Below are 20,192 nucleotides of genomic sequence, written 5' to 3' on the forward strand. Positions count from 1 at the left end.
GGCTGAAACATATCAACTTTAAGAACACGTGTTCTCGATACGGAATGATTGCGGCCATTACGACGACGGACGCAACGTTGAGCGCATTGGTGCGGCGATGCCGATGGGATGCCGTGCAGCCCAGCCCGACATGGTTATACGAGCGGTCGGGCTGACGCGCACCATCTGGGTCAGGGCGAAGGGCATGGCGACCAACACCGGTCCGTTCCTCGGGCCGCCGAGCGGGCTTCCCGTGCGGTTCACCGTGCTCGACATCGCGCGCATCGTGGACGGGCGGATCGTGGAGCACTGGGGCGTACCAGACCGGTTCGAGATCCTGGTGCGGACGGGGAGGCTGCCCGTCGCGGCCGCGTCGGCCGGGGCCAGTCAGCCGTAGCTCCGACCGGGAGGCGACGCGCCGGGCCGCGCTGGACGCGCCGGGCCACCCGCGGCACGATGGACGAATGACGAGCGCACGCGTGGTCGGGGTCAGCCGGGATGGGAGGCACCGCTTCTCGAAGGAGCCGGAGGACTCCATCCGGCTGGTGACGGGTCTTGGGGTGGAAGGCGACGCGCACTTCGGCGCGACCGTGCAGCACCTCTCGCGGGTGCGGCGCGATGCTACGCAGCCGAACCTGCGTCAGGTCCACCTCATCCATCGCGAGCTGTTCGACGAGGTCACCGCGGAGGTCGGCCCGGGTCAGCTCGGCGAGAACATCACGACGGAGGGCGTCGACCTGCTGGGGCTGCCGCGCGGCACGCGGCTCAGCGTCGGCGACGCGGCCGTCGTCGAGCTGACCGGGCTGCGCAACCCGTGCGTGCAGATCGACCGCTTCCGGCCGGGACTGCTCAAGGAGGTCGTCGCGACGGACGAGGACGGCGCGGTGGTGCGCAAGGCGGGGGTCATGGCCGTGGTGATCGCGGGAGGCGTCGTCAGGCCGGGCGACCGCATCGAGGTCCTGCTGCCCGATCCGCCGCTGGAGGCGCTCGCGCCGGTCTGAACGGGTGGCCGGGTCTCGGCGTCGTTCAGTCGTAGCCGAGGATGACGGAGTCGAGCCCGTCGGAGAGCCACATGGGTGCCGTCCACAACGGGCTGCGAGCGGTGTCGCGGGGGACGATCACCCGCTCCTGTTCGACATCGATGTCCGCGCTCATGCCGGAATGCTAGGCCGCACGCGCGCGGACCCGGGATGGACAGCGTGTACATTCCGGGGCCGCTTCGCGACGCGAGGTACAAGCGGTCACGCTCCGGGGACGGCCACGACCTTCCCGCGCAGCGTGCCGGCCGCCGACTCGGCGTGGATGGCGGGGAGCTCGCTCAGCGGAGCCCGCCGGGCGATCTCCACGCGCAGCTCGCCGCGGTCGACGCGGGAGACCAGTTCGGCCAGCTGGGCGGCGTCACTGCGGACGAAGACCACCATGCCGCGCACGCCGCGCTCTTCGTCGGAGGGGGCGGGCATCCAGGCCGTGGTGCTCACGACCACGCCGCCGTCCGCGACGAGCGGCAGCAGGCCGGTGAACTCCCCCGGGTCGAGCGGCGCGAGGTTGAGCAGCACGTCGACCGGCTCGGTCACGGCGTCGAGGAGCGAGGTGGTGGTGTGGTCGACGACCTCGTCCGCTCCGGACGCGATGACGCTGTCGCGGCTGCGCGGGCTGGCCGTCGCGATCACGTGCACACCCGCCTGCGCCGCGAGCTGGACAGCGTAGCCGCCGACCGGGCCGCCCGCGCCGACGATCAGCACGCGCTGCCCCTCGCGGAGCCCGGCGTCGTCGAACAGAGCCTGCCATGCGGTGAGGCCGACCGACGGCAGACCAGCCGCGTCCTCCAGCGGGATGCTCGCCGGGGCTGCGACCAGGGCTTCGGCCGGTGCGAGCGCGTACTCGGCGGCAGCCCCGTCGCCGGTCATCGGGAGGAAGCCGATCACGGCATCCCCGACGGCGAACCCGTCGACGCCCTCGCCGAGCGCGGCGACCGTGCCCGACATGTCGTAGCCGGGGATGTGCGGGAGGGCGACCGGGATGGGGAGGCGCCCCTCCCGGATGCCGCCGTCGGCCGCGTTGAACGCGACGCCGGCCACGCGGAGGAGCACCTGGCCCGGACCGGCGGCGGGCTGCTCGATGTCTTCGTAGCGCAAAACATCGGGGCCGCCGTGCTCGTGGAACCGTACTGCCTTCATGGTCTGACTTCCTTCTCTCGAAACCGTGTGCTTCGAATTCGAAGCATCTGAGAAGGACGATAACACTGCTTCGAGTTCGAAGCAAGTAGACTGTCGTCATGTCCGACGAACGACCCGCTCTCGACCCCGCGGAGCTGAGCGCCTACTTCTCCCTGATCGAGGTGAGCAGCCTGCTCAAGCACACGGTCGAGCAGCAGCTGCGCGAGGCGGGTGAGCTCAGCTATGTGCAGTTCCAGCTGCTCGCGCGGCTCGGCGACGCGCCGGAGGGCAGTCAGCGGATGACGGACCTGGCGGACGGCGTCGTCTACAGCCGCAGCGGGCTCACCTACCAGGCGCAGGTGCTGGAGCAGCGAGGCTTGGTGACGCGGGCGCCGGGGCGCGATGACGAGCGCAGCGTCACCGTGGCGATCACCGACGCCGGGCGGGACGTGCTGGCCGCGGTCTTCCCCGGCCACATCGCGGTGCTCCGGGAGCTGCTGCTCGCGCCGCTCACCCCGGACGACGTGCTCGAGCTCGACCGCGTGCTGGGCCTCGTGCGCGACCACATGCGCTCGAACCCGCCGAGGTCGGCCGCGCCGCGCCGCCGCCGCTCGTCCTCCTGAGCCGCCGCGGCGCCGCGGTCACCAGCCGTGGGTGTTGAACCACGCGCGGGAGCGGGCGCGCTCCGCATCCGTCTCATCCGGGTCCGTCGTGTCGTGCTCGACGAGGCGGCCGCCGGAGCCGAGCGCGACGAAGCGGAGGCAGTGCGGGCACAGCGCACGGCCGCCCGGGAAGCCGTCGTCGATCGCCGCGGCCGGCTCCCCCGGCTCGCCGGAGCCCGGGCACCGCGGCGGGTCGGCCTCGACCTCCGACCAGAGCAGCCCCTGCCGGCGGTGCAGCCCGGGATGGCCGAGCGGCCGCTCGCAGCGGCGCCCGCCCCGTCTGCTCGGGCAGAAACGCGGACTCTCCACCCCTCGAACCTAGCCGTCGAGAGGGTCAGGCGTCGGCGTCGTCGCCGTAGGCGCGCACCTCCTGCGGGCAGCGGCAGGCCTGCGCGAGGCGGGTGGCCCAGCGCAGGGCGTCCTCCTGCGTCGGCACGTCGACGACGGTGAGACCGCCGTCGAGCACGCGGTCGCCGAACCCGCCGGAGGTCGCGGAGCCGTCGCGGCCGACCAGCACCGGCGCGACGCTCGCGTCGATGCCGCCCGCGAAGACGAGGACTCCGGCGTCCTTCATCTCCTGCACGGCGGCGTGCGAGTCGATCACCACCTGCGGCATCTCCTCCGGAGTCAGCTGCATCGCCCCGCTCGGGAACCAGATCGCATACTTCGTCATCGCTTCTCCTCAGTGCTTATTGCTTGGGGGCTTATTGCTCGGGGGCATCGCGGCTCGGGCCCGGCCAGAGGTACGGGAGGTCGTCCGGCACGTCCGGGAACAGCGGCCGGTAGAACCCGGGGTCCTTGCGCACGAGGTTGGACTGGTGGCTGCGGTGGAACTCCGCGTCGCCGATCCATGGTGGCAGCTCGAGTTCGTCCTGCGCCAGGTCCGCCACCTCCGGTGCGAAGGCCAGCACCTGCGGGCGGACCGTGTCGGCGTGCCCCAGCTCGATCCAGGCGTCGGCGGACTCCAGCGCGTACTTGGTGAGGGCCGGCAGGTAGCCGCGCCACATCTTCGCAACCGGGTGGTGCCGCCAGCCGTACCCCTCGACTGTGATGGCCCGCAGCACCTGCAGCGCCTCGACGCGCTGCTTGCCCATCCGCGCACGGTCCAGCGAGCGCACGCTCTCCGCGAAGGACGGATAGGGCAGGAAGGTCTGCACGCCCACACCGTACGCCGGTAGCATTGTGGCGTCCGGCGGACGACCGCCGGTGCTCGAAAAATGGGCACGAAGCCACCGAGACGGCGCGCGAGACACATACGGAACCCGTCCCCTCCGTCTGTCTCGAAAGGCGTTCGCCATGCCCTCCGTCTCCGCCCACGTCGCCGCCACCCTCTCCTCCCACGTGAGTCACGTCTTCGGCGTGATGGGGAACGGCAACGCCTACTTCCTGGATGCACTGGAGCGGCAGAGCGGCGTCTCCTACTGCGCCATGCGGCACGAGGGCGGTGCCGTCGTCGCGGCGGACGCGTACTACCGCGCATCCGGGCGGCTCGCTGCCGCGACCGCGACCTACGGCGCCGGGTTCACCAACACGCTGACCGCGCTGGCGGAGGCGGTGCAGGCGCACATCCCGCTCATCCTGGTGGTGGGCGACGAGCCGACCTCCGGGCCGCGCCCGTGGGACGTGGACCAGATCTCGCTGGCCGCCGCCGTCGGCGCCCGCACCTACACCGTGGGTCGTGCGGACGCCGCCGCGACAACCGCCATCGCGGTGGAGCACGCGCTGACGTACCGGGTGCCGACGGTCATCGCCATCCCCTACGACGTCGCGACGCGTGAGGCCGGGCCGGTGCCGCAGGCGCCAGAGCCCGTGCTGCCGTCGCCGCTCGCACCTGTCGGCCCGTTCGCCGAGGCCGCGGTCGACGCCGCGGCCGCCGCCCTGGCCGCCGCGCAGCGCCCCGTGCTCGTGGCCGGCCGGGGCGCCTGGCTCTCCGGCGCCGGCGCGGCACTCGGCGCCCTCGCCGACGCGACCGGCGCCCTGACCGCGTCGACCGCGCTCGGCCGCGGCGTGTTCCCGGATGCCCGCTACGACCTCGGCGTCACCGGCGGCTTCGGAGCCGAGGGCGCGATGGAGCTCATCCGCTCGGCCGACGTCGCGCTCGTGGTCGGTGCGTCCCTCAACCAGTTCACGATGCGGTTCGGCGCCCTGTTCGCGCCCGGCACGACGGTGATCCAGGTGGATGTGGCGCCCGCCGCGTCGCACCCGCACGTCGGCGCGTACCTGCGCGGCGACGCGCGACTCGTCTCGGAGGCGCTGCTCGAGCGGGTGCGCGCGATCGGCGCCGCGCCGTCGGGCTGGCGGGAGTCGGTGGGCGTCGACGCCGCCCGCGTCCGGCCCACCGGCGACGGCCTCGCCGCGGACGGCCGGCTCGACCCGCGCACGGCGGCCGCCCGCCTGGCGGAGCTGCTGCCCGCTGACCGCGTGGTCGTGTCCGACGGAGGTCACTTCATCGGCTGGGCGAACATGTACTGGCCGGTCGCCTCGCCGGACCGGATGATCATGGTCGGCACCGCATACCAGTCGATCGGGCTGGGCTGGCCGAGCGTCGCCGGCGCCGCGCTCGCGCATCCCGAGTCCACCATCGTGCTCACCACCGGCGACGGCGGCGGGCTGATGGCGCTCTCGGACCTGGAGTCGGCCGTGCGCGTCGCCGGCGGCAGCGGCCTCGCGGTGGTGTGGAACGACGCCGCCTACGGCGCCGAGGTCAACCTGTACGGGCTGAAGGGGCTGGCGCAGGAGCCGATGCGCATCCCCGAGGTCGACTTCGCGGCCCTCGGCCGCGCGGCCGGCGCGGAGGGCGTCGTGGTGCGCACCCCGGACGACCTCGACGCCCTGCGCGAGTGGACCGCCCGGCCGGCCGCCGAGCGCCCGTTCCTCGTGCTCGACCTGCGCATCTCCGGCGCCGTGATCGCCCCCTACCAGGAGGAGATCATCCGCGTGAACTCGTAGCGCCGCGGCGACTCGTCACGAATCGCGGCGGTTCGTGACGAACGGAGGCGACTCGTGACGAATCGGGGCGGTCAGGAGGTCGCGCGGCGGACGGCGTCCACGATGCGGGTGGCGCGGTCGTCGGCGCCCGCCTCCATCCAGTTGGTCACGAAAGCGAAGCCGAGACGGGCGCCGCGGTCGGCGAAGGCGACCTGGCCGCCGGCGCCGTCGTGCCCGAGGCTGTGCTCCCCGAGGTAGCGGCGCGCCTCTGAGTCGAGCTGGAAGCCGCGTCCCCAGCGGGGCCACGGGCCGGGCGTCGGGAAGACCGGCTCGCCGCCGCTCTCCGGAACGAGCGCGCGATCGAGCACGTCGTCGTCCAGCAGTCGGACGCCCTCCGTCTCCGCCACCGTCGACGACCACAGGGCGGCGAGCGCGTCCGCGGTCGCGATGCCGCCGGCTCCCGGGATCTGCGCCGCGTGCACCCGCGGGTCGTTGAACCCGCCGTCCGGCGTCACCAGGTGCGGCGGGAACGCGTCGCCGAGCGTCATGGCGAGGGCCGTCCACGGCGACTCCGCCCGCTCCAGGTCGCGGCCGGCCTCGAGCTGGCTCTCCGACGCCTGCAGGTGGGCCACCCGCTGCTCGCGGTCGGCGGGCAGTCCGACCCAGAGGGAGTCCGACCAGGGCGAGGCGAGCTGCGCCAGGTACTCCCCCGGCATGAGCCCGGTGGCGCGGCGGACCAGCTCGCCGGTCAGCCACCCGTGCGTGAGCGCGTGGTACGCGTAACCGGTCCCCGGCGCCCACAGCGGCTCCTGCGCGGCGAGCTCCGCAGTGACGACGGACCAGTCCAGTGCCTCGTCGAGCGTCAGCCGGCGGCGCAGGGCGGAGAGGCCCGCACGGTGGGAGACCAGCTGCGCCACCGTGACGTCCTCCTTGCCCGCCGCGGCGAACTCGGGCCAGTAGCGGGAGACGGGCGCGTCGTAGTCGAGCAGGCCGTCCTGCACCAGCCGCGCGACCAACACCGACATGACGCCCTTGGTGCACGAGAACACGACGGAGGCCGTGTCCTCCGTCCACGGCTGCCCGTCGCGCTCGTCCTTCAGCCCGCCCCAGAGCCGGACGACGGGTCGGCCGTCGACCCGCACCGCGAGCCCGGCGCCCATGGTGGGGCGGCCGGCGAAGGCGTCCGCGAACGCCTCGGCGACCTCCTCGAATCCGGGCTCCACCGTCCCGTGGATCGCGGTCCCGTCCAGCTCCGTCGTCATGAGTTCTCCTTCTGCAGTTCAGCGTCGGCGAGGCGCGGTCGCGCGCCCTCCAGGTCGAGGTCGAGCGGGTCGGCGAGGCGGCCCCCGAAGCCGCTGCCGCCGCCGGTGTTCTCGAACGCGAGCAGGCGCGGCAGCCCGTCGCGGCCGTGGACGACCCGGCCGGCGTAGAAGCGCTCGTCGACGAGCAGCTCCGCCGCCTCCAGATCGTAGCCGCCCGTGGTGGATGCGGGGGGCGCGATCCACACGCCGCCGGTCGCGCCCTCCCGGTCGCCGGCGAGGTGCGCCGCGTCGCAGGAGAACAGCAGCCAGGGACGACCGCCGAGCACGACCGTCTGAGGCACCTCAAGGTGAGCGAACCCGGCGCCGGGGGCGGTCAGCGGCGGCTGCACCGTCCACTCCGCGAGGTCGGCCGACGTGGCATGCCCGACGACCCCGCGGTCGCGGCCCCAGCGGCCATCGCGCGAGCGCGCCGTGATGAGCATGTGCCAGCCGTCGCCGTCCGGATCCCGGAAGACCCACGGATCGCGCCACGCCTCCTCGTGCCAGGTGCGGTCGGGCAGCACCTCGTACCAGCGCGGGTCCGCCTGCAGCCGCAGCGCGGGGTCCTTGGTCCAGGCGGACAGGTCGTCCGAGCGGGCGAGGCCGATCGTCTCGATGTTCGTGATCTCGGCGGGCGAGAGGAACGCGGAGCCGGTGTAGAACATCCGCCACACGCCGTCGTCGCCGCGCACGACGCTGCCGGTCCAGGTCGCGGACGCGTCGAGGTCGGCCGGGCCGCCCGGGCCGAGCACGACGCCGTGGTCCTCCCACTCCGTCAGGTCGTGCGAGGTGGCGTGCCCGATCCTGGCGTTGCGGTGGCGCAGGTCGGGGTCGCCGAGCGACGCCGGCGCGTGCAGATAGTAGAGGTGGAAGAGCTCGCCGTCGTCGGCGACCCAGAAATCCCAGACCCAGTGACCGTCCTTGCTGAAGCCCATTCCGTCAGCCCTTGACCGCGCCCTGGATCAGCGCCTTGATGAACTGGCGCTGGAAGATCACGAAGATCAGGATCGTCGGCAGGATGATGATGAGCGCACCCGCGTTCAGCAGCGGGATGCTGAGGCTGTACTGCCCCTGGAAGAAGGTCAGCGCGCCCGCCACCGTGCGCTGCAGCGGGTCGGCGATGAGCACGACGGGGAGCAGGAACTGGTTCCATGTCCAGAGGAAGAGCAGGATCGCGAGCGCCGACAGCGCCGGGCGCGCCAGCGGCAGGTGGATGTGGCGGAGCTCCTGCCACATCCCCGCACCGTCCATCCGCGCCGCCTCGGAGAGCTCCGCCGGCACGCCGACGAAGTGCGCGCGCATCCAGAACACGCTGAACGGCATGAACAGCCCGATCAACGGCAGGATGATGGCCCACTGGGTGTTCAGCACGTTCAGCGACTGCATCTCGTAGTAGAGCGGGATGATCAGCGCCTCGAACGGGATGGTGAGCCCGAGCACGAACAGCACGAGCACCGCCTGCGACCCCTTCATGCGGAGGGCGCCGAGCGCGTAGCCGGCGAGACCGGCGATCACCAGGCTGACCGGCACGACGCCGAGCACGATCAGCAGGCTCGAGCCGAGCAGCTCCCAGACGTGGCCGGTGTTGAACGCCTCGGCGAAGTTGCCCCACTGCGGGTTCGTCGGCCAGGCGAGTCCGGTCGGGTTGACGTCCGCCGGCTGCAGCGCGGCCGAGACCATGTTCAGCAGCGGGATGACGGTGAGGACGAGCACGAGGACGAGCAGGACGCGACCCGTCCACTTCTCGATCGGGTTGACGATCATTTGTCACCGACTTTCGAGAGACGCTGGATGGGGAGGACGACGACGAGGACGAGGATCATCAGCACGATGCCGAAGGCGGACGCGAGCCCGACCTCGCTCTGGGTGAAGCCGATCCGGTAGATCGAGATACCGGGCACGAGCGTCGCGCGGCCCGGGCCGCCGAGGGTCGTCGTGTAGATGATGTCGAAGCTGCTCAGCGCGGCGATGATCGTGATGGTGATGAGCACCGCCAGCTCCTGCCGGAGTCCTGGGATGGTGATGGTGAAGAACTCGCGCCACCACCCGGCGCCGTCGAGGCGGGCGGCCTCGTACAGCGAGGTGTCGATCTTGCCGATGCCGGTGAGCAGCAGCACGGTGCAGAGGCCGGTCAGCGTCCACGAGCCGATCAGGCCGACCGCGGGGAGCGCGGTCTGGTAGTCGCCGAGCCACGGCCGGGCGAGGCCGCCGAGGCCGACCCAGCCGAGGATCTGGTTGACGGCGCCGGTCTGGGCGTACATCCACGACCAGGCGATGCCGGCCGCGGCGAGCGGGATGATCTGCGGGAGGAACAGCACCGTCTGCGAGAAGCTGGAGAAGAACCCGGCGCGGATCGACCGGATGAGCGTCGCCAGCACGAGACCGGCGATCACCGGGATGACGGTGAAGAAGGCGATCAGGACGAACGCGTTGCGGATCGCCCCGAGCAGGTCGGGGTCGGTGAACACCGTCAGGTAGTTGGCGAACCCGACCCAGGTGGAGGCGCCGATCCCGTTCCAGTCGTAGAACGAGAACTGCACGCCCTGGATGAGCGGCCAGAGCACGAAGGCCGCGTAGAAGAACAGGGCGGGGGCGACCAGCAGCCAGCCGATCGTCCCGGCCCGGCCGGGGGCGCCCCGTTTCCGGGGCGCCGGCCGGCCGGCGGTGCTGCTCGACGCGGCCCCGCGCGCGAGGTCGCGAGCCGCCCGTCGCGCCGACGGGGTGGGGCGGATCGTGTCGTCGCCCATGCGAGGCCGCGTCGAGGTCATCGTTACTTCTTCACTTCCTGCTCGTAGAAGGCCTGGACCTTGTCCACGAACTCCTGGCCGCTGATCTTGCTGGTGACGAGCAGCTGCGACTCCGGGATGATCGCGCCGGCGTAGATGCCCGCCGTCGTGTTCGCCATGAAGTCGACCTGACCATCCTCCTTCGCGATCTGCGCCGCGGCCGCCAGGACCTGCTCGGTGATGGAGCCCTTCTCGACCTTCGGCTGCGCCTGCGACGGGTCGCCGCCGGGGGCGGCGCCGGTCACGTCGACGACGATCTGGCGCGCCTTGTCGTTGGTGTGCACCCAGTTGAGGAAGTACGCCACCTCGTTGAGGTGCTTCGACTTGGCCGCGACCGAGAAGGAGTTCGCGGCGCCCATCGCGACGTGGTCGCCGCCCTTCTTCGCCGGAGGAACGAGGAAGAAGGTGAGGTCCTTGCCGAGCTTCTTCGCGTAGTTCGCCGCCTCCCAGTTGCCGTTGAAGGTGAACACGCCGCCGCCGTCCTGGAACCGGCTCACGAAGGTGAAGTAGTCGAGGGCGTTGATGTCGGACGGGAAGTAGCCGGCGTCGGCCCACTTGCGGATCAGCTCCGCACCCTTGACGTTGCCCGGCGTGTTGTAGGTCGCGCCCGGCTTGTTGAACATCCAGTCGAGGAACTGCTGCTTGTCGGCGTACTGGTTCATCGCCGCCTGGACGGTGAAGTTCACGACGCCGTCCTTGTCGCCCTCGACCAGCGGGGCGATCCCGGCCGCCTTCGCCTTGGCGAAGTCGTCCTCGAGCTCGGCGAGCGTCTCCGGCGGTGCGCTGATGCCCGCCTGCTGCGCCAGCTTGGTGTTCATGAAGATGCCGGTGACGCTGTAGCCGAGGCCCAGCTGGTAGAGCGAGCCGCTGCCGCGGACGCCGTCCTTGGTCATCCGCAGCGGCGCGAGCTGCGCGGGCGACCACTTGTCCCAGCCGTAGGCCTTGAAGAACGGGTCCAGGTTGGCGACCAGGCCGTCCTTCACCGTGTCGCCGAGGGTCGGCAGGCGGATGAGGTCGGGCGGGGTGGAGCTCGCCAGCAGCTTCGGCGCGTTGGCGGTCAGGTTCTGGAACGTGTCGCGGGTGATCTTGAACGTGATGTTCGGGTGCTGCTTGGTGAACTCCTTGGTGAGGTCGTCCGTCAGCGGGAACCCGGTCTCGTCGGCGATCGTCAGTTGCACCTTGTCCTTGGTGAGCGTGGTGCTGACGTCGGTCGCCGTGGTGGCGCCACCGGTGGACGATCCGGGTGCGCACCCGGCGAGGGCCAGGGCGGTGAGCGAGACGATGATGCCGGCGGCGGCAGTGCCGCGCACCCGCCTCACGCGCGTCGGTGTGGACATGCAGGACTCCTTCGTCGTGGACCGGGACTCGGTGCGATCCCGGTGCTAAATGCTTTCAGCAGGCCCTATACTGAGTTACGCCGCGCCGATTGTCAACTGGCCGCCGCAGCCAAAGGGGGGAGCGGGATACGATCCCGCAAGGAGGAGGACCACTCGATGTTGAGCAAGCGCGTGACCCTGGCCGACGTGGCCAGGAAGGCGGGCCTGTCCGTCTCCGCCGCATCCATGATCCTGAACGGGCGGCCCGACACGCGACTCTCCCAGGACGCCCACGACCGCGTCCACGCCGCCGCCGCGGAGCTCGGCTACCGGCCGAACGTCGCGGCCCGCGGGCTCAAGACCGACAAGACGCACACCTTCGCCTTCGTCTCCGACGTCGTCGCCACCACCCGCTTCGCCTCCGGCCTCATCAAGGGCGCGCTGACCGCGGCCGAGGCCGCCGGTCACGTGATGATGGTGCTCGAGACCGGCGGCGACCCGAAGCGCGAGACGGAGGCGATCGGCGCCGCGCTCGACCGCCAGGTCGACGGGATCGTGTTCGCGACCATGCGCGCCCGGGAGCTGTTCCTGCCCGAGATCCGGATCGAGACGCCGGTGGTCATGCTGAACGCGACCAACGCGCGCTTCCCGCATGCGGTGCTCCCCGACGAGTACGGCGGCGGCCGCGCGGCGGTTCACGTGCTCACCGACGCGGGCTTCCGCGACGGCATCGCCCTGCTCGGCCAGAGCGACGCCAAGGAGAAGGGGCTGTTCCGGTCGGCGACCGTGGCCCAGCGCGTCGCCGGGATCCGGGACACGATGGCGGAGCTTGGGCTCGACTTCGTGTCGGAGACCTCGGTGTGGCTGTGGGAGCCCGACGAGGGCTACCAGGCGACGAGGCGCCTGCTGCGGCAGAAGACCCGGCCGAAGGCGATCGTCGCGATGAACGACCGGCTCGCCTTCGGCGCGTACCAGGCGGCGAGCGAGGCCGGGGTGCGCATCCCGGAGGACCTGTCGATCGTCTCGTTCGACAACGACGAACTGGCCGCCTACCTCCGGCCGGGGCTGACCACCGTCGCCCTCCCGCATGAGGCGATGGGCTCGCGCGCGGTGGAGCTCATCCTGCAGCCGGAGCCTGCCGGCGAGACGCTCATCCCGATGCCGGTGATCGCGCGCGACTCGGTGCGGCCGACGGCGGACTGAGCCACCGCGCTCCGTGGACGAGCGCATCAATTAGTGCAATAATGATTCGTACACGAATGAATCGTGGAAAGGATCATCATGGCAGGCCGCATGTGGCGCTTCTACGAACGCGCCAACGACGTCGTCCGCACCTTCACCGGTCCGGCGCAGCTGGGCGCGGGGCACCCCGAGGAGCCGGACGTCCGTCGCACCGACGCCGCCTGCCCGCTGTGCGGGAAGCCGCTCGACCAGCACCGCATCGAGCGCTTCGAGGACTCGCGCACGTCGACGCGCATCCACTGCCCGTGATGACGACGGCCAACCCGCTGGCGCTTGAGAGCCAGGTCTGCTTCGCCCTCTCGGTGGCGGCGCGCTCGGTGATCTCGGCCTACCGTCCGGTGCTGGAGCCCGTCGGGCTGACACATCCGCAGTACCTGGTCATGCTCGCGCTCTGGGAGCACGGGCCGCTCTCGGTCCGGCGGCTCTCCGACCTGCTCGCCCTGGAGCCGGCGACGGTGTCCCCGCTGCTCAAGCGCCTGGAGGCGCTGGGCTACGTCACGCGCGAGCGCTCCTCGCGCGACGAGCGCGTGCTCGAGGTCGCCCTCACCGACGCGGGGTGCGAGCTGCGGTCGTACGCCGAGACCATCCCCGGCACGATGATGCAGCGCCTCGGGATGGACGCGGACGAACTGGGCGAGCTGCACGCCACCATGACCAAGCTGATCGCGGCGGCCCGCCCGGCCGAGTAGCGGCGCGACTGCGCCCATCCGGAACAACCGCGGGTGCGCGCGCACCCGCGGTCGTGACGCACGGCCGCAGTCGTCAACCGGCGGCCGTCTGCAGCCCCCGCGGCCGGCGCAGCACGGCGGCCGTCGTGATCGCGAGCACCACGATCCCGATGGACTCGACGATGACCGTCTCGGGCACGAGGGTGAAGCTCCACACCTCGCGGATGCCGAACAGGCCGACCGTGAGGGCGAGAAGGAGGGCGGCCAGGCTCGCGATGAGGAAGAGCAGGCCCAGCACGGTGGTGATCCGCAGCAGTGCGCCGCGCGTCACCAGCTCGCCGATCGCGAGCACGAGACCGGCGATCCCGTTGAGGACGAAGAGCACGCCGAGCAGGCCGCCGACCCCGACGGTGAGCAGGTAGAGGTGGATGCCGCCGGCGACGGCCAGGAGGATCGCACTCAGGATGCGCAAGGCCAGCAGCGGGCCGCGGCTCCGTTCGGACATGAGGACACCTGCCTTCCGTTCGCGCCGGCGCTGTGCCGGCCCTGTCGAGAACACGAGATGGGGCGCGGGATGGTTCACCCCGGCCCGAAGGCGGAGAGGAAGCGGTCGCGGAACGCGTCCATCCGCCACACGGGCGCGGACGGCGAGGGCAGCATCCCGGGCTCCCACTTCCACGAGGAGATCCGGTCGATTACGGCCGGGTCCTTCGCGACGATGCTGATCGGGACGTCGTGGTTCGCGCCCGCGCCGCTCACCACGGAGGCCGGCTGGTGGTCGCCGAGCACCACGAGCACGAGGTTGGGGTCGTCGACGGCGCCGAGGAAGGAGAACAGCGACCGGAGGGAGTACTGCACCGACTCGCCGTACAGCTGCTGCACGTGCTTCGGGTCGCGCCACACCACGCTCGGCGGGAGGCCCTGCGCGGGCTGCGGGTCGTAGATCGAGCCGTCGCCGATCGCGTCCCACGGCACCACCTGCGGGAGCGGCGTCCACGGGGTGTGCGAGGAGACGAGGTCGATCTCCGCCATCACCGGCGAATGCGGTTTCGCCAGCTCGCGCTGCTGGAAGTGGGCGAGCGTGTACTGGTCCGGGATGCGGGCGTAGCTGAATTTCGGGCCCTGGTAGCCGACGTCGGTCGCGTTCAGCAGCTCGTCGTAGTGGTAGAACGAGCGACCGACCGGCCACGGTTTCGTGTCGGACGGCACGTCGCTCACGGTGCGCCAGCCCGCCTTGCGGAACGCCGCGCTCAGGGTGAAGCGGTCGCTCGACGTGACCTGGTCGTACTTCTGCTGCGAGTCGATCCAGAGGCCGGTCTGCAGGGTGGAGTGGGCGAGCCAGCTGATGCCGCCGAAGGTCGACGAGGTGAGGAAGGCGCTGCGCTGGGAGTACCCCTGCGCGGTCAGCTGTGCCGTGCCGTCCCGCAGCACGGCGTCCACTCCGGGAGAGAAGCCGGTCCCCTGCACGGCGACCTGGCCGTAGCTCTCCACGAAGGCGACGATCACGTCCTTCCCGCGTAACCCTGTGAGCAGGTCGGATGCGGGGACCTGCGCGTACGGATCGGAGCCCGTCTGCCGTGCCAGCGCAGCCTGCGCGCCGACGGTCTCGACCGCCTCGCGCGTCTTCGCGATCCCGGTGGAGACCGTGTCGGCGGCGGCGACCGGCTCGCCCGGCACCAGCTGGGCCCCGACGAGGGCGACCACCAGCCAGCCCGCGGTGACGCCGGTCGCTCCGATGAGCGCAGGGCTCCGTCGCGGGGCGAGCAGGCGCGTCACGCGGAGCAGCGCGGCCGCCAGCAGCGCGACGGCGGCGAACGCCGCGACCCCGAGCAGGGCGACGAGGGCGGCCGCCCCGACCGGCCCGGTGGAGTCGCTGACCACGCCGTAGCCGTCGCCGAGCTCCTTCCACCCGCCGACCGGGTCGAACGGGCGGCCGACCGTGGAGGCGAACACGCGGTCGAGGGCCGCGAGCAGCGCGGAGACGACGAGTGCGATCGCCAGCAGGACGGCCACGATGCGGCGGGCACGGCGCCACGGCAGCAGGAGGAGCAGCACCAGCGCCAGCACGCCCTCCAGCGGGATGCGGACGAGCGCGAGCAGGGAGTCGGACGCGATCAGGCCGGGTGCGAGGCACGCGAGCACCACCACGACGGCGGCGAGCACGTCGAGCATCCGCGAGACGACGCGGCGCGTGCGGGCCGTCACGCGCCCTCCCCCGTGCCGGCGCCGCGGCGGACGTCGGCCGCCGCGGCACCGGTTGCGAGCTCGAACCGGTCGGAGAGCGCGTAGCGCAGCAGGACGACGTCCCCGATCGGGCGCACCTCCACGAGCTCGGCGCGACGCTCGGCCGACCAGGGGAACGCCGCGTCGCCGACGAAGCGCGGGGCACGCCTGTCCCCGACGAAGAAGGGCGCAACGGCGACGGTCAGCTCGTCCACGAGTCCCTCGGCGAGGAATTGCGTCAGGGTCACCCCGCCGCCCTCGACCATCAGCCGCCGCACGCCGCGGCCGCCGAGGTCGTCGAGGAGGTCGGCCATGACGACCTCCGTGCCGAGCCCCACCACCTCGGCGACCTCGCCCAGTCGCCGGCCGATGCGCCGGGCCTCCTGGCGCGGGCAGTAGACCAGCTTGCGGGAGTCGCCCTCGGTGAAGAACGCCGCCCGCGGATCGAGGTCGCCTGTCGCCGTCACGGTCGCCTTCCACGGCGAGCGCTCGGCGCCCGAGGCCTCGCGCCGGCCGCGCCGCTCGGCGCTCCGCACCAGCAGCCGCGGGTTGTCGCGGCGGACGGTGCGCGCACCGACCAGGATGACGTCGCTGCGGGCGCGCAGCTCATCCACCCGGTCGAAGTCCTCCGCGTTCGACAGCGCCAGCCGCGGCGGGTCGGCCGAGTCGAGGTAGCCGTCGAGGGAGATGGCGCAGTTGACGGTCACGTAGGGACGCTCGGACACGGGAGGTCCTCCTCACGATCAGAGGGACGAGTGCCGCCGCGAGCACGCCCGGGACGACGGAGACGACGGCGAGCACGCCGACGAGGGTGGCGGCGGAGACGCCGAGGGAGGCGGTGGAGCCGCCGACGGCGAACGCCCAGGCGGCGACCCCCTCGCGCGGCCCCCAGCCGCCGACGTTCGCCGGGATGGACGCGGCGCACAGCACGACGACCGCGAGCGTCAGCATCCGGTCCGGCTGCAGGCGCACCCCGACTGCAGCCGCCGCGAGCACGACGGTCGCGACGTGGCACGCGACGACGACGACCGAGGCGGCCGCGATCTGGGCCAGGGCGATCACGGCGCGGCGGTCGGTGCGCAGCCGGTGCACGCCGGCGTGCAGCAGGCGTCGCATCCGGGCGCTCAGGAGGGCCGAGGCCGTCAGGACGACGGTCACGACGGCGAGCACGCCGCCGATCGCGGGGAACAGCACCCCGCCGAACGCGGCGCCCGCGGCGAGCAGCACGGCCACCGTGATGACGAGCTGCACGAGCTGGCCCGCGACGCGCTCCCCCGCGACGGCCTGCGCCGCCCGGCCCGGGCGGTCGGTGCTTCGGCCGTGGTCGACCGCCCGGTGCACGTCCCCGAGCACGCCGCCGGGCAGCACGGTGTTGAGGAACTGCGAGCGGTAGTACATCCCGACGGCGCGCGGCCAGGCGACCTCGACGCCGAGACCGCGGGCGACGAGGTGCCACCGCCATGCGGCGGCGGCGGTGGCGACGAAGGCGAGCGCGATCGCGGCGGCGAGGACCGCCGGCCGCAGGCTGAGCAGGCCGTGGAGGAACGGGCCCGCGCCGACGCGCCACACGACGGCGGCGAGCGCGGCGCCGGCGACGACGAACCGGGCGACGAGCATGAACCGCCGGGAGCGGACGATCCGCCCGGTTGCCGAGGTCACCTCCCGGACGGTCATCGCGGCCCCGCCAGCAGGTCGAGGTGGTAGACCACCGCGGAGAGCTCGCCCCGGCGCTGCTGCGAGCGCCGCAGTTCCCGATAGGCAGCGGCGTCGCTCCGGAGGCGCGGCTCCTGCTCCTCCGCCGCCGCCAGCCAGCCTTCGAACCACTCGTCGAGCAGTCGCGGGTCGCGGTCCGAGAGCCGCCAGGTCGTGAGCGCCCGGCGGACGTTCCAGCCGGCCAGCCGGAACAGCCCCTCCACGATGCGCCCCGCGTACGGACCGAGCAGCCGGCGGCCGTCGACCTCCCGGCGCTGGTGCGCGTTGAATGCCGCCGCCACGCGACGGTCGAGGGGATGCCGGGGACGCAGCGCGACCTCCCCCGTCACGCTGAGCGAGAGCAGCGCGGGCGCCCGAGCCGCGACGCACGCGTCGACGACGGCGTGCGCCTCCTCCGCGGTGAGCACATCGAGCAGCGCGGATGCCGTGACGAGCGAGGCGCCGTCGAGGTCGGCGGCGGTCAATCGCTCCAGCGGCTCGACACTCGACCGCAGCGTCACCGTCCGGCCCTCGCGGTCTCGCGGAATGCCGCGGGCGGCGGCCTGCGCGGCGAGGTCGGCGTTCCAGTCGTGCAGCACCCAGGTCTGTGGTCCCGGCAGCGACGGCGCCAGCCAGCGCGCCATCGACCCGGTTCCGCTGCCGAGGTCGTGCACGGTGACGGGCCCCGCCTGCAGCAGCGCGGCTGCGGCCCTGGCGAGCGCGCCCGAGCGCGCGCCGGCGTCCTCCGCCTCCCGGAGGGCCAGCCAGTCGCTGCTGACCTCGATGACGCCGCTCACGATCGCACCGCCGATCCCACCGGTCGCGGATGCACGCTCGGGACCTCGTCCGCGACCTCCCGCAGCGCCCGCCCGACCGTCGCGGCGGTGTCCGCCCAGCCGGGACGGGCGCCGCGCGCGTCCCGCGCCGCCGCGGCCAGCTCGGCGCGCCACTCCGCGCTCCCCCACCAGCGCCGGAGCACGCGCTCCAGCGCCCAGGCGTCGCCGGGCGGCACGGTGACCGCGCCGCGACCGTCGGCGATCGCCTCCGGGATGCCGCCGACGGCGGACGCGACGACCGGGATGCCGTGCGCCAGCGCCTCCACCACCGCCATGCCGTAGCTCTCGCTGCGCGACGGCGCGACCAGGAGGTCGGCGCTCGCATAGGTCTCGTCGAGGTCGGACCCGGTGAGCACGCCCCCGAACCGGATGCGGTCGCCGAGCCCCGCCTCAGCGACCGCGGCGCGCAGTCCCGCGGCGAACTCCGGTTCCGTCTCGGTCGAACCGACGATCGTGCACGTCCAGCCGGGCACGTCCCGGGCGGCGGCGAGGGCCGCCACCAGCACGTCCTGCCCCTTGTGCGGGGCGACCACCCCGACGCACAGCAACCTGCCGCCGGCCGCCGACGGCCGGGACGCCGGCGCCGGCTCCGTCCCGGGGCGCGCGACGACGATGCGCGCGGGCTCCGCGGCATCCTGTGCGATCAGTTCGGTCCGCGTCCACGCGCTGGTCGCGACGATCCGCCGCGCTGACCGGAACGACCCGCGGGCGCCCGGACCGTCCTCCGGCGGAGGCATGTGCGCGAGCACGACCAAACGCAGGCGGCGGTCCTGCGCGGGAAGCGCCGCGGGCTCCCGCTGGACGAGCAGCCCGTCGACGAGCACCACGGCGCCGTCGGACACCCCGGCGAGCGCGGCCTCCAGCGCCGCGGGAGCATCCGCCACGGGAAGCAGCCGGACCTCCCAGCCGTCCAGCCGCAGGCCCTCCGCCACGTGCCGGTCGTAGACGTTGCCGCCGCTCACGCGTGCGGGGTCGTCGATCCCGTCCGGGACCGCGAAGACGACGACGGGATGTCCGCTCACAGTGACCTCGTGTAGCTCGCCCACGCGATGTGCGACTCGTGCAGCGTGACGGCGATCGTGCCGACGGCCCCGCCGCCGAGGTCGCCCGCCGCCACCCGTTCGGCGAGCCGGTCCGCGATGGCCCGGCAGAGCACCTCGGTGGTGGTGTTCCGGCCTGCGAACTCGGGCAGCTCGTCCAGGTTGCGGTAAGTCAGGGCGCCGGTGATCTCGGCGAGCGCGGCGGACGCCCGGCCGATGTCGACCACGACGCCGTTGGCGTCCAGGTCGTCCGCGCCGAAGGTCGCATCGACGACGAACGTGGCGCCGTGCAGCCGCTGCGCGGGCCCGAACGCCTCCCCCGTGAAGCTGTGCGCGACCATCATGTGGTCGCGGACCGTGACCGTGTACGGCATCAGGCATCCCTCCAGTCGATCGTGTGGCAGAGCGCGTCCCGCTGCCCGGCGGCGAGCGCGGCCATCGTCTCCGGCAGCTCCCGCCACGACGAGGAGCCCGTGAGCAGGACGTCGAAGGCCGGGTCCCGCAGCAGGTCCAGAGCGAGCGCCAGCCGGTCGGACGTACTGCGCCGGTCGCGCCTCCGCGGCGACACCGCACCCACCTGGCTGGACCGGATGCTCAGCCGCCGGGAGTGGAAGTCGCCGCCGAGCGGGAGCGTCACCGGCCGGTCGCCGTACCAGCTCGCCTCGACGATCTCGCCCTCGTCGACCGCGGTGCGGAGGGCCAGTCGCAGGCCGTCCTCCGACCCGCTCGTGTTCACGACGACGTCCTGGTCGCCCGGCGCCTCATCCGGTTCGGCGAAGCCGACCCCCAGCCGGCCGGCGACCGCGCGGCGGCCCGGCTCGGTGTCCACCAGCGTCACCCGCGCGCCGGGGATGCCGCCGGCCAGCCTGGCGACGCAGCACCCGATCATCCCCGCGCCGATCACCGTGACCCGATCGCCGAGAAGCGGCGCCGCGTCCCACAGGATGTTGACAGCGGTCTCGACAGCGCCCGCCAGCACCGCGCGCCGGGGTGGCACGTCGTCCGGCACCGGGATGACGGCTCGCGCGGGGACGACGAACGCCGACTGGTGCGGGAACAGGGTGAAGACGACCCGGCCGAGCAGGTCCTCCGGACCCTCCTCCACGCGGCCGACGTTGAGGTAGCCGTACTTCACCGGGCCGGGGAAGTCGCCCTCCTGGAACGGCGCCCGCATCCGCTCGTACTCGCTCGGCGGAACCCGCCCGCCGAACACCGTCGTCTCCGTGCCGCGGCTCACCCCCGTGTGCAGCGTCCGGACCAGGACCTCGCCCTCGCCGGGTGCGGGCAGCGCCTCGGTGCGGAGCGCGCCGGCGCCCGGCCGCTCCGTCCAGAACGCTGTGACCTCCCGCACGTCGTCTCCCTC

At 72.8% G+C, this 20,192-nt stretch carries 25 protein-coding genes; 7 read left to right on the forward strand and 18 right to left on the reverse strand.

Going from position 1 to position 20,192, the window contains the following annotated elements:
- Positions 1 to 103 precede the first annotated feature (103 nt).
- Complete coding sequence (locus HNO83_RS01755) at positions 104 to 376, forward strand: ester cyclase (protein WP_249776408.1); 273 nt, start codon at positions 104 to 106, stop codon at positions 374 to 376.
- Between the two features lie 67 nt (positions 377 to 443).
- On the forward strand, positions 444 to 980 hold the full coding sequence (locus HNO83_RS01760; protein ID WP_175335767.1) for an MOSC domain-containing protein: 537 nt from the start codon (positions 444 to 446) through the stop codon (positions 978 to 980).
- Positions 981 to 1,005: 25 nt separating this feature from the next.
- Here the strand turns inward: HNO83_RS01760 and HNO83_RS20520 are convergent, their stop codons facing one another.
- Together HNO83_RS20520 and HNO83_RS01765 are read right to left on the reverse strand one after the other, a co-directional pair.
- A complete protein-coding gene (locus HNO83_RS20520; protein WP_283810036.1) occupies positions 1,006 to 1,134 on the reverse strand; it encodes a hypothetical protein in 129 nt (42 codons plus the stop codon).
- An 86-nt stretch (positions 1,135 to 1,220) separates the two neighbouring features.
- Positions 1,221 to 2,156 (reverse strand): NADP-dependent oxidoreductase, encoded by a 936-nt coding sequence (locus tag HNO83_RS01765; protein WP_175335768.1) that lies wholly within the window; start codon positions 2,154 to 2,156, stop codon positions 1,221 to 1,223.
- A 98-nt stretch (positions 2,157 to 2,254) separates the two neighbouring features.
- Between HNO83_RS01765 and HNO83_RS01770 the strand changes: the two genes are divergently transcribed.
- Positions 2,255 to 2,758 (forward strand): MarR family winged helix-turn-helix transcriptional regulator, encoded by a 504-nt coding sequence (locus HNO83_RS01770; protein WP_175335769.1) that lies wholly within the window; start codon positions 2,255 to 2,257, stop codon positions 2,756 to 2,758.
- A gap of 18 nt (positions 2,759 to 2,776) precedes the next feature.
- On the opposite strand, the gene HNO83_RS01775 is transcribed toward HNO83_RS01770, so the two are convergent.
- From HNO83_RS01775 to HNO83_RS01785, 3 genes are read right to left on the reverse strand one after another with little or no spacing between them, the layout of a single operon-like run.
- On the reverse strand, positions 2,777 to 3,106 hold the full coding sequence (locus HNO83_RS01775) for a hypothetical protein (RefSeq protein WP_175335770.1): 330 nt from the start codon (positions 3,104 to 3,106) through the stop codon (positions 2,777 to 2,779).
- A 25-nt stretch (positions 3,107 to 3,131) separates the two neighbouring features.
- Entirely contained in the window at positions 3,132 to 3,470 is a 339-nt protein-coding gene (locus HNO83_RS01780) for a YciI family protein (protein WP_175335771.1), read from the reverse strand.
- A gap of 31 nt (positions 3,471 to 3,501) precedes the next feature.
- Entirely contained in the window at positions 3,502 to 3,954 is a 453-nt protein-coding gene (locus HNO83_RS01785) for an MSMEG_6728 family protein (RefSeq protein ID WP_349627049.1), read from the reverse strand.
- Between the two features lie 139 nt (positions 3,955 to 4,093).
- Between HNO83_RS01785 and HNO83_RS01790 the strand changes: the two genes are divergently transcribed.
- A complete protein-coding gene (locus tag HNO83_RS01790; RefSeq protein ID WP_175335773.1) occupies positions 4,094 to 5,746 on the forward strand; it encodes a thiamine pyrophosphate-binding protein in 1,653 nt (550 codons plus the stop codon).
- Positions 5,747 to 5,817: 71 nt separating this feature from the next.
- Here the strand turns inward: HNO83_RS01790 and HNO83_RS01795 are convergent, their stop codons facing one another.
- The 5 genes from HNO83_RS01795 to HNO83_RS01815 are packed head-to-tail and all read right to left on the reverse strand — an operon-like array spanning position 5,818 to position 11,149.
- Positions 5,818 to 6,987 (reverse strand): serine hydrolase domain-containing protein, encoded by a 1,170-nt coding sequence (locus HNO83_RS01795; protein ID WP_175335774.1) that lies wholly within the window; start codon positions 6,985 to 6,987, stop codon positions 5,818 to 5,820.
- Entirely contained in the window at positions 6,984 to 7,961 is a 978-nt protein-coding gene (locus HNO83_RS01800) for a glycoside hydrolase family 68 protein (protein ID WP_175335775.1), read from the reverse strand. Before HNO83_RS01800 ends, HNO83_RS01795 begins: the two co-directional genes overlap by 4 nt.
- Before the next feature lie 4 nt (positions 7,962 to 7,965).
- On the reverse strand, positions 7,966 to 8,790 hold the full coding sequence (locus tag HNO83_RS01805) for a carbohydrate ABC transporter permease (protein ID WP_175335776.1): 825 nt from the start codon (positions 8,788 to 8,790) through the stop codon (positions 7,966 to 7,968).
- Positions 8,787 to 9,773, reverse strand: coding sequence for a carbohydrate ABC transporter permease (locus tag HNO83_RS01810; protein ID WP_249776409.1), 987 nt, complete (start codon positions 9,771 to 9,773; stop codon positions 8,787 to 8,789). Before HNO83_RS01810 ends, HNO83_RS01805 begins: the two co-directional genes overlap by 4 nt.
- 23 nt (positions 9,774 to 9,796) lie before the next feature.
- The gene (locus HNO83_RS01815) at positions 9,797 to 11,149 is read right to left on the reverse strand and encodes an ABC transporter substrate-binding protein (protein WP_217498555.1); all 1,353 of its coding nucleotides are present in this window, start codon (positions 11,147 to 11,149) and stop codon (positions 9,797 to 9,799) included.
- Between the two features lie 156 nt (positions 11,150 to 11,305).
- Between HNO83_RS01815 and HNO83_RS01820 the strand changes: the two genes are divergently transcribed.
- The 3 genes from HNO83_RS01820 to HNO83_RS01830 all read left to right on the forward strand — a co-directional run bounded on the left by HNO83_RS01820 (position 11,306) and on the right by HNO83_RS01830 (position 13,059).
- A complete protein-coding gene (locus HNO83_RS01820) occupies positions 11,306 to 12,331 on the forward strand; it encodes a LacI family DNA-binding transcriptional regulator (RefSeq protein ID WP_175335777.1) in 1,026 nt (341 codons plus the stop codon).
- A 78-nt stretch (positions 12,332 to 12,409) separates the two neighbouring features.
- Complete coding sequence (locus tag HNO83_RS01825) at positions 12,410 to 12,619, forward strand: hypothetical protein (RefSeq protein WP_175335778.1); 210 nt, start codon at positions 12,410 to 12,412, stop codon at positions 12,617 to 12,619.
- Positions 12,619 to 13,059, forward strand: coding sequence for a MarR family winged helix-turn-helix transcriptional regulator (locus tag HNO83_RS01830; protein ID WP_175335779.1), 441 nt, complete (start codon positions 12,619 to 12,621; stop codon positions 13,057 to 13,059). The genes HNO83_RS01825 and HNO83_RS01830 overlap by 1 nt, the downstream gene beginning before the upstream one ends.
- 73 nt (positions 13,060 to 13,132) lie before the next feature.
- Here HNO83_RS01830 and HNO83_RS01835 read toward each other — a convergent pair whose 3' ends face one another.
- The 8 genes from HNO83_RS01835 to HNO83_RS01870 all read right to left on the reverse strand — a co-directional run bounded on the left by HNO83_RS01835 (position 13,133) and on the right by HNO83_RS01870 (position 20,180).
- Positions 13,133 to 13,543, reverse strand: coding sequence for a hypothetical protein (locus HNO83_RS01835; protein ID WP_175335780.1), 411 nt, complete (start codon positions 13,541 to 13,543; stop codon positions 13,133 to 13,135).
- Positions 13,544 to 13,617: 74 nt separating this feature from the next.
- Positions 13,618 to 15,243: an alkaline phosphatase family protein gene (locus HNO83_RS01840; protein ID WP_175335781.1), complete on the reverse strand. Its 1,626-nt coding sequence runs from the start codon at positions 15,241 to 15,243 to the stop codon at positions 13,618 to 13,620.
- Complete coding sequence (locus HNO83_RS01845; RefSeq protein WP_349627057.1) at positions 15,240 to 15,968, reverse strand: RibD family protein; 729 nt, start codon at positions 15,966 to 15,968, stop codon at positions 15,240 to 15,242. The genes HNO83_RS01840 and HNO83_RS01845 overlap by 4 nt, the downstream gene beginning before the upstream one ends.
- Positions 15,868 to 16,920, reverse strand: a complete 1,053-nt coding sequence (locus tag HNO83_RS01850) for a lysylphosphatidylglycerol synthase domain-containing protein (protein WP_175335783.1) — start codon at positions 16,918 to 16,920, stop codon at positions 15,868 to 15,870. The genes HNO83_RS01845 and HNO83_RS01850 overlap by 101 nt, the downstream gene beginning before the upstream one ends.
- 11 nt (positions 16,921 to 16,931) lie before the next feature.
- Positions 16,932 to 17,750: an SAM-dependent methyltransferase gene (locus HNO83_RS01855; RefSeq protein ID WP_217498556.1), complete on the reverse strand. Its 819-nt coding sequence runs from the start codon at positions 17,748 to 17,750 to the stop codon at positions 16,932 to 16,934.
- Complete coding sequence (locus tag HNO83_RS01860; protein WP_175335784.1) at positions 17,747 to 18,811, reverse strand: glycosyltransferase family 4 protein; 1,065 nt, start codon at positions 18,809 to 18,811, stop codon at positions 17,747 to 17,749. The genes HNO83_RS01855 and HNO83_RS01860 overlap by 4 nt, the downstream gene beginning before the upstream one ends.
- Positions 18,808 to 19,203 (reverse strand): 6-pyruvoyl trahydropterin synthase family protein, encoded by a 396-nt coding sequence (locus tag HNO83_RS01865; RefSeq protein ID WP_175335785.1) that lies wholly within the window; start codon positions 19,201 to 19,203, stop codon positions 18,808 to 18,810. The genes HNO83_RS01860 and HNO83_RS01865 overlap by 4 nt, the downstream gene beginning before the upstream one ends.
- Entirely contained in the window at positions 19,203 to 20,180 is a 978-nt protein-coding gene (locus tag HNO83_RS01870) for a zinc-dependent alcohol dehydrogenase (RefSeq protein ID WP_175335786.1), read from the reverse strand. Before HNO83_RS01870 ends, HNO83_RS01865 begins: the two co-directional genes overlap by 1 nt.
- Between the last annotated feature and the right edge of the window lie 12 nt (positions 20,181 to 20,192).

It is taken from the genome of Leifsonia sp. C5G2 (genome assembly GCF_013359685.1).
Taxonomy (GTDB): Bacteria; Actinomycetota; Actinomycetes; order Actinomycetales; family Microbacteriaceae; genus Leifsonia.

Excerpts from the sequence above, each read along its gene's own strand:
- HNO83_RS01780 (WP_175335771.1), bottom strand. The coding sequence starts at position 3,470 with ATGACGAAGTATGCGATCTGGTTCCCGAGCGGGGCGATGCAGCTGACT.
- HNO83_RS01830 (WP_175335779.1), top strand. The coding sequence starts at position 12,619 with ATGACGACGGCCAACCCGCTGGCGCTTGAGAGCCAGGTCTGCTTCGCC.
- HNO83_RS01760 (WP_175335767.1), top strand. The coding sequence starts at position 444 with ATGACGAGCGCACGCGTGGTCGGGGTCAGCCGGGATGGGAGGCACCGC.
- HNO83_RS01795 (WP_175335774.1), bottom strand. The coding sequence starts at position 6,987 with ATGACGACGGAGCTGGACGGGACCGCGATCCACGGGACGGTGGAGCCC.
- HNO83_RS01755 (WP_249776408.1), top strand. The coding sequence starts at position 104 with ATGGGATGCCGTGCAGCCCAGCCCGACATGGTTATACGAGCGGTCGGG.
- HNO83_RS01825 (WP_175335778.1), top strand. The coding sequence starts at position 12,410 with ATGGCAGGCCGCATGTGGCGCTTCTACGAACGCGCCAACGACGTCGTC.
- HNO83_RS01865 (WP_175335785.1), bottom strand. The coding sequence starts at position 19,203 with ATGCCGTACACGGTCACGGTCCGCGACCACATGATGGTCGCGCACAGC.
- HNO83_RS01800 (WP_175335775.1), bottom strand. The coding sequence starts at position 7,961 with ATGGGCTTCAGCAAGGACGGTCACTGGGTCTGGGATTTCTGGGTCGCC.
- HNO83_RS01770 (WP_175335769.1), top strand. The coding sequence starts at position 2,255 with ATGTCCGACGAACGACCCGCTCTCGACCCCGCGGAGCTGAGCGCCTAC.
- HNO83_RS01790 (WP_175335773.1), top strand. The coding sequence starts at position 4,094 with ATGCCCTCCGTCTCCGCCCACGTCGCCGCCACCCTCTCCTCCCACGTG.
- HNO83_RS01765 (WP_175335768.1), bottom strand. The coding sequence starts at position 2,156 with ATGAAGGCAGTACGGTTCCACGAGCACGGCGGCCCCGATGTTTTGCGC.
- HNO83_RS01835 (WP_175335780.1), bottom strand. The coding sequence starts at position 13,543 with ATGTCCGAACGGAGCCGCGGCCCGCTGCTGGCCTTGCGCATCCTGAGT.
- HNO83_RS20520 (WP_283810036.1), bottom strand. The coding sequence starts at position 1,134 with ATGAGCGCGGACATCGATGTCGAACAGGAGCGGGTGATCGTCCCCCGC.
- HNO83_RS01820 (WP_175335777.1), top strand. The coding sequence starts at position 11,306 with ATGTTGAGCAAGCGCGTGACCCTGGCCGACGTGGCCAGGAAGGCGGGC.
- HNO83_RS01805 (WP_175335776.1), bottom strand. The coding sequence starts at position 8,790 with ATGATCGTCAACCCGATCGAGAAGTGGACGGGTCGCGTCCTGCTCGTC.
- HNO83_RS01810 (WP_249776409.1), bottom strand. The coding sequence starts at position 9,773 with ATGGGCGACGACACGATCCGCCCCACCCCGTCGGCGCGACGGGCGGCT.
- HNO83_RS01815 (WP_217498555.1), bottom strand. The coding sequence starts at position 11,149 with ATGTCCACACCGACGCGCGTGAGGCGGGTGCGCGGCACTGCCGCCGCC.